Genomic DNA, 13,141 nt, shown 5'->3' with positions numbered 1-13,141 from the left:
TCAAGTGTTTTGCACATTTTACACAGGATCGGGAGAGCCGGGTTCTCAATCCGGTCTGATCTGACAGGAGGGGCAGAAGAACGTCGATCGGCCAGCCTGCGTTATTCTTGTAATTCTGCCCGCTTCTCCACAGGTCAGGCAGGTTTCTCCCTCGCGTCCGTAAACGAGATGGAGATTCTGAAAACTTCCTTTCGTGCCATCCGCCTGCACATAGTCCCGAAGCGATGATCCTCCCGCCGCTATGGCTTCGTTCAGGATGGAACGGATGGCCTTCACGAGATTTTCCGCGTCCTGTGCAGTGATGGTGGCAGCCGGACGCTCCGGATGAATGCCGCAGCGGAACAGCGCCTCACAGACATAGATATTGCCAAGCCCCACGATCAGTTTCTGATCCAGCAATGCTGTCTTGATCGGCGTTCTGCGGCCCGCCAGCAGCTCTGACAGCAGAGCCCCGTCCAGACGGGGCTCCAGAGGTTCGATCCCGAGACCTGCCAGAAGGCGGTGATCTGTCTCTTCCGCCGTGTGGACAAGATCGACCATGCCGAAGCGGCGTGGATCGACCAGTCCGGCCCGCGCGCCGTTCTCTGTTTCCAGCACCAGATGCTCATGTCTGGGCGGAGTCGTGTTCTGTCCCGCGCGGCCCAGAAGAAGGCGGCCGGACATGCCGAGATGCAGCATCATGGTCCAGCCGCCCTCTACCCTCATCAGGATATACTTGGCGCGGCGATGGAAGGAGAGGACAGTGCGGCCTTCCAGTTTTTCGCGCAGATCCAGGGGAAACGGCCAGCGCAGGTCTGGACGGTTGACGGAAACGCGGCTGATCCGCTGCCCTTCGAAGGCATCACGGAACCCGCGCATGACGGTTTCAACTTCGGGAAGCTCTGGCATGGCTGCGCACAAAGATATATCGATTGCCTCATGACCGATAGCGCTGAACACACCGCCTCGCCCTTCCAGTCCTCTCCGGAAACAGGGGACACCACCGATTTCGGCTTCCGCAATGTCCCGCGGGAGCAGAAAAAGACGATGGTCCGGGAGGTGTTCGAGAGCGTCGCCGGCAAGTACGATATCATGAATGACGTGATGTCCTTGGGCATTCACCGTGTCTGGAAACGCATTTTCGTAGGGATGCTCAGCCCGCGTCCGAACATGAAACTCCTCGATCTGGCAGGCGGCACGGGAGACATCACCTTTGGCTGGCTGCGCTCCGGTGGGGGCCCGGCACTCCTGACGGACATTAATGCCGCCATGCTTTCCGTCGGACGGGACCGTGCCATCAAGGCCGGACTGATCGGGGATATCGAAGTCTGCGTCGTGGATGCGGAAGCCATCCCCCTGCCCGACTGCTCGGTGGACCGGGTGACAATCGCTTTCGGACTGCGCAACTGTACTGACAAGGACGCCGTCCTGCGGGAAGCGCGGCGTGTTCTCAAGCCCGGTGGGCGTTTTTTCTGTCTTGAATTTTCCCGCGTCGAGGTAGCTGCCCTCTCCCCGGTCTATGACGCCTGGTCCTTTCAGGTTCTGCCCCGGATGGGACAGCTTATCGCCAAGGATTCGGAAAGCTACCAGTATCTGGCCGAGAGCATCCGCATGTTCCCCGATCAGGAAACGCTGGCGCAGATGATGCGTGACGCAGGCCTGGAGCGCGTTCAGTACCGGAACCTGTCTGGCGGTATCGCAGCCATTCACTCCGGCTGGCGCCTGTAACCCATGCGCCGCGTTCTGCTGATCGTCGGCGGCGGAATTGCGGCCTACCGGGCGCTGGAGCTTGTACGTTTGCTGCGTGCGGATGGAGTCGTGGTCACGCCCGTCATGACCGAGGCCGCAAAGGCGTTCGTAACGCCTCTTAGTCTCGAAGCCCTGACGAGTGAGAAGGTGCATGACGCCCTGTTCGCCCCGACGCAGGAAAGCGAGATCGGGCATATCGCCCTTGCGCGGAGCACCGATCTGGTCGTGGTGTGCCCGGCCACGGCGGATCTCATGGCACGCATGGCGCACGGATTGGCCGATGATCTGGCCACAACGCTTCTGCTGGCAACGACGACCCCCATTCTTATTGCGCCGTCAATGAATGTGCGCATGTGGGAACATCCGGCAACACAGGCCAGCCTGACCCTGCTGAAAGCGCGTGGCGTGCATGTGGTGGGGCCGGATGTGGGCGCCATGGCCTGCGGTGAGACCGGCCCGGGCCGTCTCAGTCAGCCGGATCATATTCAACGCGTCATTCGTGATTTTTTGAATCCATTCCGTCCCCTGCGCGGGATCCGCGCTCTGGTGACGGCCGGCCCCACGGTGGAACCGCTGGACCCCGTGCGCTTCATTTCCAATCATTCCTCCGGGCGTCAGGGCTATGCCATCGCAGGGGCCCTGGCCGCACGGGGTGCGGATGTCACACTTGTCAGCGGCCCCGTCAGCCTGCCCGTCCCGGATGGCGTAACCCGTCTTTCCGTCACGACGGCACAGGAGATGCTGGCCGCCTGTGAGGAAGCCCTGCCCATCGATCTGGCGGTCTGTACGGCCGCCGTCAGTGACTGGCGGGCAAAAAAGGTCGCTTCAGGGAAGATCAAGAAGAACGGGGATGCTCCTCCCGTGCTGGAACTAACCGAAAATCCCGACATTCTCGCCTCTCTGTGCCGGAATACGCGCCGCCCTGCCCTCGTCATCGGCTTCGCGGCCGAAACGGATGATGTTCTGGAGAATGCGACAGCCAAGCGTCTTCGCAAGGGCTGTGATTGGCTCGTTGCGAACGACGTGCGAAACGGCGTTTTCGGCGCTGCCAGTAATACGGTCAGCCTGATTGATTCGCACGGCACGGAGCACTGGCCGGAGATGGACAAGACGGATGTAGCGGAAAAGCTGGTCGAGCGTGTGGAGGCGTTTTTCCGGAATGATCCCGCCTCTCCACAGAACGGATGATCCACGATAAGACGACGTCATGAACACCAATCTGATCGACGTCCGAATCATGCGCCTTCCTCACGCTGAAGGACTTCCGCTACCAGCCTACGCCACTGCCGGGGCGGCCGGATTCGATTTTCTTGCGGCCGTCGATGCACCGGTTGCGATCGCGCCGGGAGAAAGGGCCCTGATCCCGACCGGGCTGTGCGTCGCTCTTCCCGCAGACTACGAGCTCCAGGTCCGCCCCCGTTCCGGGTTGGCGCTCAAACACGGCATCACGCTCCCCAACACGCCCGGCACGATCGACGAGGACTACCGGGGTGAAATCCGGATCATTGTCATGAATGCCGGGCAGGACGCATTTATGGTCGAACGGGGAACACGCATTGCCCAGGGCGTCTTTGCCCCAGTGTCCCGCCTGCGGTGGCAGGAGGTCTCCTCTCTCGACGAGACGGTGCGTGGAACGGGCGGTTTCGGAAGTACGGGACGCTGAAACCATCCGAACGATGCAGAAAAGGCTTGAGCCTCCGGGAGAACCGTCCCTAGTCTCGGAGCGTAACGTTCACGGAGGATACAGGACGCCATGACGGGCAGCCCACTGGCCATGCCCATCCGTGTCATGCAGCGCTGGAAACAGCGTATGAGCGGTGTTGAGCTGTCCATTCTGTTCGTCCTGACGGCCATTGCGCTCGGGATGTTGCCGGACCGGTCCGCCGTCACCACGCTCGTCCCCGTCCTGCCGTCCCACCCGGTCTTTCCTCTCTGGAAAGATTTTGGGCTGACCTTCGTACATTTTTTTCTGTCTATCGGCGTTGTGGTGACGGCCTCCATGATGCTCGCCGGAGCAGCCAGCCAGTGGCCCCGTTTCCGGCAGATCCTGGTGCCGGGCCTTTCCGTTGGCCGCGCCATTCCGGGACTGGGGCTGATCGGTCTGCTTGCACCGTTCTGCTCGCCCGTTGTCACCATCATGCTTGTTGGAGCGTCCAGCATGATCTGGCGCGTGACGACAGCCATTCTGGATGCCGAAGACAGCCTTCCGGCAGAACTTGAAGCCGTCTCCCTCAGTCTGCGCATGACGGGATGGCAGCGCTTCTGGCGCCTTCTGATGCCACTGGCCGTCCCGATGTCGGCCTATCGGGCGGCTCAGGCCATTCCGGGGCTATGGGTCCGGATCCTGTCGGCGGAAGGTCTCCTGATGCTCCTGACCCATCATGACGTGGGCGGATGCGGAACACTGGCCCTGACCGGCATGATGCAGGACCGCCCGACCTGGGTGTTCGAGGCTGCGGCGGTTATTCTTCTGCTGGTATTCGCCGTGGACCAGGGGCTGACCAGTCCCATGCTCGGCTGGGCACAGCGCTATCGCCTGGAGGGGCCGGCTGAAAGTGGCAGACGGACCTATTCCTGGGTTCTGAAGCTCTGGCGCAACAGCCGGCTGCTCAGTCGCCTGAGCGTTTTCCTGCGGCACCTTGTTTCCGCGGTTGGGAACTGCCGTATTGGCCGGGCGCGGCGATTCCGGCCCGTGATGACGGTCGAACCCGTACAATGGCCTATTCTTCCATGGTTCTCGGCGGCCTTGCTGGTCGTGGTCCTGTTTTTCCGTCATGCTCTGCCGACGCTTCCTTTCGACCTGCTGGAGAGCGTCCTGACCCTCTCGCATGTCTGTGGCGCGCTGTTGATCAGTATCTTGCTCTGGGTTCCGCTCGGCGTTGCCCTCGGAGAGCTTTCTCCGCAGGAACGGCATCATGTCCGCACGGCTATCATGCCCTGTTCGGTCTTCCCGGCGGTTCTGCTCTATCCTGTTTGCCGTCTACTTCATCTCGATGCCGCCGCGGTTCTGCTTTTCCTCGGGGCGCACTGGCTGGTTGGTCTTGCCGTTCTGGACGGAGTAGAGGGCATTCCCTCTGGCCTGAGACAGGTGGCACGTGGTCTTCGTCTGCGGGGCTCCCTGCTATGGCGCCGGCTGCTTCTCCCCGCGATTGCGCCGGATCTATGCGGCGGCCTGCTGATGGCGGCCGTCCCGGTCTGGAATGCGGTCATGGTGGCCGAAGCCTTCGTTCCGTCTGACAGCGGACTGGGCGCGACCCTCCTGTCCGAAGCCATGCTCGGCCAGGTCCATGCACAGATCGTGGCCCTGATGCTTCTGACCCTGCTTTCCATGTTGTTGGACCGCCTCGTTCTGCAACCCCTCGCGGTCCATGCCGCCCAGAAATATGCGATCCCATGAAACCGCTCCTCTCCCTGCGTGACTGCCGACAGACCTATCTCAAGGAAAGCAGCACCGATCTCGTCGTTCTGGATCAGGTCAGCCTGGATGTCCGGTCCGGTGAAATCCTGGGCCTGCTGGGGCGTTCCGGTTCGGGCAAGTCCTCCCTTCTGCGGATCATGGCAGGTCTGACACAGCCCACATCCGGGCAGATCTTCTGGAAAGGACTGCCCGTAAAGGGACCGCTGGACGGTGTAGCGACGGTTTTTCAGTCCGGTGCCCTTTTTCCCTGGCTGACGCTGCGTCAGAATGTGGCACTGGGACTGGAAATGCGACGTCTGCCCCGTGCGCAACGGGAAAAGATGACGGATGCCGCAACACAGGTCATGGGCCTTGAAGGCTACGAGAATGCGTATCCCAAGGAACTGTCCGACGCCCTGAGCCAGCGTGTCTCCTTTGCCCGTGCGCTGGCCCTTCAGCCGGAACTGCTTCTTCTGGACGAGCCCTTTTCCGCGCTGGATGTCCTGAGCGCGGAGAACCTGCGGACGGATCTGATCGAACTGTGGGATGAGAAGCGCCTGCCCCTGAAGGCCATGCTGCTGGCCACCCACGGGATCGAGGAGGCCGTGCTGATGTGTGACCGCATTCTTCTCGTCTCCTCAAGTCCCGGGCGGGTGACACACGAAATCCATGTGCCCTTTCCGCATCCCCGAAACCGCGAGGATGAAAATTTCCGCCGCTTCGTGGATCAGATCTACATGCTCATGACCCGCCGCGCGCCGGTCGTCTCGGAGGTAGACCCGACAGCATCCCTGTCTGCGGGATCATCCACCCTGCCACCTTTCTCGATCGTTCTGCCTGACCTCCCGATCGAGGTTCTGGTTGGCCTGCTGGAAGTACTGGGGTCTGATCCCCTTGCCGGCCGGGCCGACCTGCCGGAACTGGCACAGCGCCTCCAGATGACGCTCGATGATCTTCTCCCTCTCGGAGAATCGCTTCAGCTTCTGGATCTGGCCGAACTCGAAGACGGCGACATCCTCCTCACGATGGACGGGCGGGCGTTCGTCGAAGGGGACAGTGATACGCGCCGCGACATCATGCGGACGGCCCTGCTTCATCATATCCCCCTTCTGAAGTCGATCCGCAGTACGCTGGATGAACGACCAAATCACACGGTCGATGCCGCCCGGTTCCGCAAGGCAATGGAGGAGAACATGTCTCCCGATTACGCCCGCCAGACCCTGACTACGGTCATTGGCTGGGCGCGCTATGTGGAACTCTTCGATTACGACGAGGAATCCGACCGTTTTCACCTCGAAAACGAGGAATAGCGTTCAGGCGCAGGAAACCCGCTTTTCCGCAATGGCCTGCACGAAGGCCCGCCAGTCCTGTTCGCTCTGATCGGCATAATGAGTGGCAAATTCCGCTATCGCCGCGGAAAAGGACCGTCCCCGCCCCAGATAACCGCTCAGAACGGCCAGATCTGCCGAGCGGCCATGCGCCCTGCCAAGCGTCCTGCCACAGAGTTCGGCATATTCCGGCAGGAGATCATCCTCGATTTTTTCACCGATCAGGGCAAGGCGACTGTCCTTGGTCTGACGGACATAGAAATCCCGTCCGCCCCCGGCCGTCTTGCCAACCTGCTTGGTAGTCCGTTTGCCGTCCGTGTGTGTCCATCCTAGGAAAGCGTCGGATGTCGCCTGCATGATGCGCTGACCGACGACGACACGCTGTCCATGATTGGCGAAGGGGACTACTCCGGCATAAGGCTCCAGAACCGAGGTCTGTGCCTCCTTGATCTGAAGGATCAGCGGATCGTTGTCACCGGTCGTGAAAAGACCGAGCGCACAGAACGTTCCGACGCTGCCAACGCCCACAACCTTGAAAATGACATCCTGAAGAGCATAGCGTTCCAGCACGATCCGCCGTTCGGGCGGCAGCTGGGCGACATAGAGGCCAAACGCATCCCGGACGATATCGTTATTCTCTGGCAGACGGCGCACGAAAGGCGGCTTTTCCTTCAGCTGACGGGCGGAAGACGGATCGATCATGCCGAACTGATTGGAAATCGCTCCAAGCTGCCTGTCCAGCTGGCGGCGCATCCGGTCGCGCGTCTTGTGACCGCCGATACCGGAAATGATAGCGCGCACGTCAATCCGCTCGTTCCAGGCCTGCAGAGGCGGCATCGTCGCGAGGCGGTGAATTTCCGCTACATACTGCTCAGACGCGGAAACCGCCAGCTGTTGACATGCCTTTTCGGGCAGGGAAGCCTCCCGCCCCGCCAGGACAAGGCTCGTGACAAGACGTTTGAGATCCCACTCGAAAGGCGCGGGTGCCGTCTCATCGAAATCGTTGATGTCAAAAACCGGAATGCCTTCCGGCGAAGGGTAACAGCCGAAATTGTTTAGATGGCAATCCCCGCAGGCCTGAACCCGCAGGCCCGTGGTCGGGGTCGTGGCCAGATCAGCCGCCATGACGGCTGCAGCACCGCGCAGGAACGCCAGTGGAGAAGCCTTCATGCGCTGATGCCGGATAGGCAGCAGGGTAGAGATCCGCGTCGTGCCCTGTTTCAACAGGATGCTGACCGGGTCCGCGCGCTTCGCTGTAGGCGTCCAGGGAGCATGGCTGCTGCGGGGCACCGTCTTGCGGAGCGCCATTCCCGCTGCATAGCGGGTCTGGCGGGAACGGACCGGAACTGACGGTGTGAGAGATGCCATAATGAATCAGGATAACGGGCAATGTCTGCCTGACCAACCGAAATCACGCCGGATGTTTCAGACGGTCCCGATACAGTTTCCGTGCTTTCGCGACTTTCGGCGCAACCACAGCCGCACAGTAAGCGGTCTCGGGATTACGGGTGAAATAATCGCGGTGTTTCTCTTCAGCCGGCCAGAAATGTGCCGGTCCTCTGATGGCGGTGACGATCGGGTCGGGCCAGATCTTTTCCGCTGCGATCTCGTCGCGGATCTTGCGGGCGGTTTCCTGCTGCTCCGGCGTCCCGAAGATAACGGAACGATATTGTGTCCCGACATCATTGCCCTGCCGGTTTCGCTGGGTAGGATCATGGGTCGTGAAAAAGACGCGCAGAACATCCTCCAGGGAAATCTCCTGCGGATCGAAAACGACGTTCACGACTTCGGCATGGCCCGTCTGTCCCGTGCAAACCTGCTCATAGCTCGGGTTCGCAACATGACCGCCAGCATAGCCCGGATCGGCGGAGACAATGCCGCGCAGCCCGGTAAAGACAGCTTCCACACACCAGAAACATCCGCCGCCTAGCAGGATTGAAGCCAGAGGCCCTGAAGACTGTGTGTTCATATCCGGATCTCCTGAAAAAGGTTGTCTCCCCATATGGGGAGACGCCTCTCCTATTTCACGACCGGAAGCCAGATTGCACTGGCATGGTCGCCACCACGGTGGATGGTCTGGGTTGCCGGATGGTAGTCACCGGCTTTCGCATTGAAGATGTTCGGCAAGAACGTCTGCGGGTTGCGGTCATAGAGCGGGAACCAGCTTGACTGGATCTGCACCATGATCCGGTGCCCTTTCTGGAAGACATGGTTCACCGCCGGCAATGTGAAGCGGTATTCCTGCACCTGTCCTGCCGGGATAGCCGTAGGATGACTGAAACTCTGACGGTAACGTCCCCGGAAGATATCCATCGACATGGGAAGCTCATAACCGCCCATTTCCGGACGGTCCGGCGTTACGCCAGGTTGTACGTCAATGATCTTGACCACCCAGTCCGCATCCGTCCCGGTTGTGGAGGCGAAAAGATCCGCCGTGGGGACACCGGAAACCCGAACGGGCTGATCAAGCACCGGCGTTTCATAGGTCAGGACATCCGGCCGGCTCTCCGCAAAACGCTGGTCACTGACAAGCCAGGGCTTCCAGCGTGGATCGGCGTTCATCTGATAGGGGCGCGTCATGAAGGGAACAGGATGGGCGGGATCGGAAACATAGCTGTCCGATCCGGGCAGAGTCCGGCCGAAGGCAAGGCCATGGTCCGGCTGAAGATAAAGTCTTTCCCCCTTCTGCATGCAGGTCTCACCACAGTCTGACAGCCAGTTGCGGAAATGATCCCAGTGGTCTTCGCCAGTATTGTAGATGATGGCTTCGTCCAGATGCGGATCGGGAGCATTCCGGAGGTAGTGATCGAAGAAGGGCCGCATGACATTGGTGCGATACCATAAGGCGGTATCACCATTGAAATGCAGCGGCCCCAGAGTGGAACCGTCATAGTTCACGCCGCTATGCCGCCAAGGCCCCATGACAAGGATGTTGGGAACCTGTGTGTGGTGGGCCTTGAGATTCATCCATGAATGGATGGCGCCCCACATGTCTTCCTGGTCCCAGAGCCCCTGTTCCCAGATGGTGGGGACCTTGAGGGGATGACGGACGATCAACTGATCCAGCGCCTGTTCCTGCCAGAATGCGTCATAATCCGGATGCGCCTTCATGCGCCGCCACCATGGGAACTGGTCAAGCCCGGCTTTTGTTGCGAAGCCGCCAGCAGAAACATCCGCAAGGAACGTCGTGTAATCATCCGCATCAGGACGCGGAATGCCCGGACCTGAGCCGGCTTCGCTCATCTGTGCCGTGAAGTAGTCGAAACCGGCCTGACGGAAGGCACCGTAATGGAACCAGTCATCGCCCATCCAGCCATCCACCATCGGGCTTTCCGGGGCGGCAACCTTCAGGGCGGGATGTGGGTCTAGAAGCGCCATCACAACGGTCCACCCTTCATAGGATGACCCCGTCATCCCCACCCGTCCATTGCTTTCCGGAGTATTTTTCACCAGCCAGTCAATCGTGTCCCACGCATCGGTAGTGTCGTCGGTCTTGCTGGAATTGAGCGGACCGATGGGTGGCCGTGTCATGACGTAATGGCCTTCGGAGCCATACTTGCCCCGGATGTCCTGAAAGACGCGGATATAGCCTTCATCGATGAAGACACCGTCTCCCTGCGGAGAGATGGCACGCATGGTGGGGGCATTCGGAATGCGGTTCAGCCGCTCACTGGCATGATAGGGTGTGCGTGTCAGGAGAATAGGAGCGTTTTTCGCGCCTTTGGGAATGACGATGACAGTATGAAGCTTCACGCCATCCCGCATGGGGATCATGACGTCTTTCTTGATGTAGTCCCGCTGGTCTGTCGGCATGACCACATGAGAAGGAATGTCGCTGCCGTTCTGGATCATGTCCGGGGTGACCGTCTGTGCGACGGAACCGGGATCGGCGGCCTGTGCTGCGGACAGGCAGGTCAGGGCAAGGGTCGTACCGAGGCTGAGAAAAATGCGAGTCACGAAAAGCTCCTGATATCTGGCGGGAAGTTTGGCCTTTTCGTTGTTATTCCGACAAGAGGTACCAGATATGGTTTGCACATATTTCCTGCACTGGCCTCCTGACGATTGATTCGCTATGGAGCGGGGCCTTCTTCCGTTACGAAAGTCGAAATTCATGCCTGCCTATCGTTCCCGTACCACCACTCATGGCCGCAACATGGCAGGCGCCCGTGCCCTCTGGAGGGCAACCGGGATGAAAGATGGTGATTTCGGCAAACCCATCATCGCCATCGCCAATTCCTTCACGCAGTTTGTTCCCGGTCATGTTCATCTGAAGGATATGGGTGCGCTGGTGGCATCTGCCGTCGAGGAAGCCGGTGGCGTGGCGAAGGAATTCAACACGATCGCAGTCGATGACGGCATCGCCATGGGGCATGGAGGAATGCTGTATTCCCTGCCTTCTCGCGAACTGATCGCAGACTCCGTCGAATACATGGTGAATGCCCACTGCGCTGACGCCATCGTCTGCATCAGCAACTGCGACAAGATCACGCCTGGCATGCTGATGGCGTCCCTACGCCTCAACATCCCTGTAGTGTTCGTTTCCGGTGGCCCGATGGAGGCGGGAAAGCTGAACGGCCCCGGCATCGAGCGGAAACTGGATCTCGTGGATTCCATGGTCGCTGCCGCCAACCCGAAGGTCAGTGATGATGAGTCCGAGCAGATTGAACGTTCCGCCTGCCCGACCTGTGGCTCATGCTCGGGGATGTTTACCGCCAACTCGATGAACTGCCTGACCGAAGCGCTCGGCCTTTCCCTTCCGGGCAATGGATCGCTGCTGGCGACGCATACAGACCGTCGGGATCTGTTTCTCCGTGCTGGCCGCCTGTCCGTTGAACTGGCCCGACGCTGGTATGAACAGGATGACGCGTCTGCCCTGCCCCGCAGCATCGCGACCCGTCAGGCGTTCGAGAATGCCATGACGCTCGACATCGCCATGGGTGGCTCAACCAATACGGTCCTTCATCTTCTCGCAGCTGCCCGCGAAGGCGAAGTCGATTTCCACATGGCCGACATCGATCGTCTGTCGCGCAAGGTACCCAATCTCTGCAAGGTGGCCCCTGCGAAGGCTGACGTACACATGGAAGACGTACATCGCGCCGGTGGTATTCCCGCCATCCTCGGGGAACTGGCCCGGGCAGGACTGGTGGAAACGTCTGTCGGCACGGTCCATGCCCCGACCCTCGGGGACGCCCTGAAAAAATGGGACATCGTGCATGGTGACAAAGAGGCGCGCCAGTTGTTCAGCGCGGCGCCGGGCGGTGTCCGGACCGTCCATGCCTTCTCCCAGTCCAGCCGGTATCATGACCTTGATCTCGATCGCAGCACAGGCGTCCTGCGTGACAAGGCCCATGCCTTCTCCCAAGACGGTGGTCTGGCCGTCCTGTACGGAAATCTTGCCGAAGATGGGGCCATCGTCAAAACAGCAGGTGTTTCCGACAAGATCCTGACATTCAATGGAACGGCACGCGTCTTCGAAAGTCAGGATAATGCTGTTACGGCCATTTTGGCCGGGAAAATCGTGGCCGGAGACGTGGTTGTCATCCGCTATGAAGGCCCGAAAGGCGGTCCTGGCATGCAGGAAATGCTGTACCCGACCAGCTATCTGAAATCCAAGGGGCTGGGAGAAGTCTGCGCCCTGATCACGGATGGCCGCTTTTCCGGTGGAAGCTCGGGTCTTTCCATCGGACACATTTCCCCCGAGGCCGCTGAAGGCGGTCTGATTGGCCTGGTGGAAGACGGAGATCGTATCGTGATCGACATTCCGGCCCGCAGTCTGCATCTCGACGTTTCAGACGCGGATATCGCGTCGCGTCGGGAACGGATGCATGAAAAGGGTGACAATGCCTGGAAGCCCAACCGTGAACGGACGGTTTCCCGCGCTCTTCAGGCCTATGCCGCCATGACGACAAGCGCGGCAAACGGTGCCGTTCGGGATCTATCGCAGATCGTCGTGAAGACACGCGGCTGAGGATATTCCCAAGGCCTCTTTCAGTACGGAAGAGGCCCGCTATCTTCATCATGCCCCGTAGCCGGCGCAACATCAATGTTCCAGCCAAAAGAGCGGCATGAAACCGGTCGCTTGTTCCCGACCCGGGCATGGACCCATTGCTTTCCCGTCAACTGGTTGCATCCTTGTGTCGTGGTTTCAGGAATGCCTGCCTGTTCGAGAATTGAATCCGGCTCGTCTTCGCCAGGCTGAGACATCCAACGTTCTCTCAAACTGGCAACGCAGAGCAGTCTCTTTCCGCTTTGATATGAAACCCACGCATCCCGTCCGGTTCAACATAAGTGGGGGGACGGATGCCTGACATTGACCATCGATTCATCCGCGGACGCATAAACTGCAATCTGGTCCAGAACCGACATCCCGGCTGAATGGTCGGAAAACTCCTGACGGCTCATCCTAAAACGGCCTCAGTACTCAAGAGGCTGAACGGATTTTTTGTGAACCGGCGGAAATGCGTTGCTCTGACAATTGCAGGGCGGAAAGGATGACCAGACTATCTGCGGGCTTGATACGCCATAGGAGCAGTCAGATCGCGGATAGTCCAGCTATTCCGCTCCCCAAACCGTCAGAATGCTCCGGCAAGGTGGAATTCTATGAGGCTGACGGATCACACTATTTATTGCACATCGCTTCCAACAGAACCCGTTTTCAGGTCTGTCCGTCCCGGGCGCATGTCTTTTC

11 protein-coding genes are annotated in these 13,141 nt (G+C 59.9%); 6 read left to right on the top strand and 5 right to left on the bottom strand.

Going from position 1 to position 13,141, the window contains the following annotated elements; all coding sequences use genetic code 11:
* Positions 1-45: 45 nt before the first annotated feature.
* The gene (gene mutM, locus GMO_RS05900) at positions 46-888 is read right to left on the bottom strand and encodes a bifunctional DNA-formamidopyrimidine glycosylase/DNA-(apurinic or apyrimidinic site) lyase (protein WP_008851399.1); all 843 of its coding nucleotides are present in this window, start codon (positions 886-888) and stop codon (positions 46-48) included.
* Positions 889-918: 30 nt separating this feature from the next.
* Between mutM and GMO_RS05895 the strand changes: the two genes are divergently transcribed.
* The 5 genes from GMO_RS05895 to GMO_RS05875 all read left to right on the top strand — a co-directional run bounded on the left by GMO_RS05895 (position 919) and on the right by GMO_RS05875 (position 6,435).
* Complete coding sequence (locus GMO_RS05895; RefSeq protein WP_008851398.1) at positions 919-1,707, top strand: class I SAM-dependent methyltransferase; 789 nt, start codon at positions 919-921, stop codon at positions 1,705-1,707.
* A gap of 3 nt (positions 1,708-1,710) precedes the next feature.
* On the top strand, positions 1,711-2,916 hold the full coding sequence (gene coaBC / locus GMO_RS05890) for a bifunctional phosphopantothenoylcysteine decarboxylase/phosphopantothenate--cysteine ligase CoaBC (RefSeq protein WP_008851397.1): 1,206 nt from the start codon (positions 1,711-1,713) through the stop codon (positions 2,914-2,916).
* 19 nt (positions 2,917-2,935) lie between these two features.
* Entirely contained in the window at positions 2,936-3,391 is a 456-nt protein-coding gene (gene dut, locus GMO_RS05885; protein ID WP_008851396.1) for a dUTP diphosphatase, read from the top strand.
* 90 nt (positions 3,392-3,481) lie between these two features.
* Positions 3,482-5,125 (top strand): ABC transporter permease subunit, encoded by a 1,644-nt coding sequence (locus tag GMO_RS05880; RefSeq protein WP_008851395.1) that lies wholly within the window; start codon positions 3,482-3,484, stop codon positions 5,123-5,125.
* On the top strand, positions 5,122-6,435 hold the full coding sequence (locus GMO_RS05875; protein WP_008851394.1) for an ABC transporter ATP-binding protein: 1,314 nt from the start codon (positions 5,122-5,124) through the stop codon (positions 6,433-6,435). The genes GMO_RS05880 and GMO_RS05875 overlap by 4 nt, the downstream gene beginning before the upstream one ends.
* 3 nt (positions 6,436-6,438) lie before the next feature.
* Here GMO_RS05875 and GMO_RS05870 read toward each other — a convergent pair whose 3' ends face one another.
* The 3 genes from GMO_RS05870 to GMO_RS05860 are packed head-to-tail and all read right to left on the bottom strand — an operon-like array spanning position 6,439 to position 10,410.
* Positions 6,439-7,821 (bottom strand): DUF2252 domain-containing protein, encoded by a 1,383-nt coding sequence (locus GMO_RS05870; protein WP_008851393.1) that lies wholly within the window; start codon positions 7,819-7,821, stop codon positions 6,439-6,441.
* Positions 7,822-7,864: 43 nt separating this feature from the next.
* Positions 7,865-8,422 (bottom strand): peptide-methionine (S)-S-oxide reductase MsrA, encoded by a 558-nt coding sequence (gene msrA / locus GMO_RS05865; RefSeq protein ID WP_008851392.1) that lies wholly within the window; start codon positions 8,420-8,422, stop codon positions 7,865-7,867.
* A 50-nt stretch (positions 8,423-8,472) separates the two neighbouring features.
* On the bottom strand, positions 8,473-10,410 hold the full coding sequence (locus tag GMO_RS05860; protein ID WP_008851391.1) for a CocE/NonD family hydrolase: 1,938 nt from the start codon (positions 10,408-10,410) through the stop codon (positions 8,473-8,475).
* Positions 10,411-10,564: 154 nt separating this feature from the next.
* Between GMO_RS05860 and ilvD the strand changes: the two genes are divergently transcribed.
* On the top strand, positions 10,565-12,421 hold the full coding sequence (ilvD, locus tag GMO_RS05855; RefSeq protein ID WP_008851390.1) for a dihydroxy-acid dehydratase: 1,857 nt from the start codon (positions 10,565-10,567) through the stop codon (positions 12,419-12,421).
* 20 nt (positions 12,422-12,441) lie between these two features.
* Here the strand turns inward: ilvD and GMO_RS05850 are convergent, their stop codons facing one another.
* Positions 12,442-12,657, bottom strand: coding sequence for a hypothetical protein (locus tag GMO_RS05850; protein ID WP_008851389.1), 216 nt, complete (start codon positions 12,655-12,657; stop codon positions 12,442-12,444).
* Positions 12,658-13,141 lie beyond the last annotated feature (484 nt).

This window comes from Gluconobacter morbifer G707 (genome assembly GCF_000234355.1).
In the GTDB taxonomy this organism is placed as follows: Bacteria; Pseudomonadota; Alphaproteobacteria; order Acetobacterales; family Acetobacteraceae; genus Gluconobacter; species Gluconobacter morbifer.
This window is presented reverse-complemented; position numbering and strand designations above follow the sequence as displayed.

What these genes read in the sequence shown, in the direction of transcription:
- ilvD (WP_008851390.1), top strand. Translation starts at nt 10,565, where the DNA reads ATGCCTGCCTATCGTTCCCGTACCACCACTCATGGCCGCAACATGGCA.
- GMO_RS05875 (WP_008851394.1), top strand. Translation starts at nt 5,122, where the DNA reads ATGAAACCGCTCCTCTCCCTGCGTGACTGCCGACAGACCTATCTCAAG.
- dut (WP_008851396.1), top strand. Translation starts at nt 2,936, where the DNA reads ATGAACACCAATCTGATCGACGTCCGAATCATGCGCCTTCCTCACGCT.
- GMO_RS05850 (WP_008851389.1), bottom strand. Translation starts at nt 12,657, where the DNA reads ATGTCTCAGCCTGGCGAAGACGAGCCGGATTCAATTCTCGAACAGGCA.
- GMO_RS05870 (WP_008851393.1), bottom strand. Translation starts at nt 7,821, where the DNA reads ATGGCATCTCTCACACCGTCAGTTCCGGTCCGTTCCCGCCAGACCCGC.
- msrA (WP_008851392.1), bottom strand. Translation starts at nt 8,422, where the DNA reads ATGAACACACAGTCTTCAGGGCCTCTGGCTTCAATCCTGCTAGGCGGC.
- GMO_RS05895 (WP_008851398.1), top strand. Translation starts at nt 919, where the DNA reads ATGACCGATAGCGCTGAACACACCGCCTCGCCCTTCCAGTCCTCTCCG.
- GMO_RS05880 (WP_008851395.1), top strand. Translation starts at nt 3,482, where the DNA reads ATGACGGGCAGCCCACTGGCCATGCCCATCCGTGTCATGCAGCGCTGG.
- mutM (WP_008851399.1), bottom strand. Translation starts at nt 888, where the DNA reads ATGCCAGAGCTTCCCGAAGTTGAAACCGTCATGCGCGGGTTCCGTGAT.
- coaBC (WP_008851397.1), top strand. Translation starts at nt 1,711, where the DNA reads ATGCGCCGCGTTCTGCTGATCGTCGGCGGCGGAATTGCGGCCTACCGG.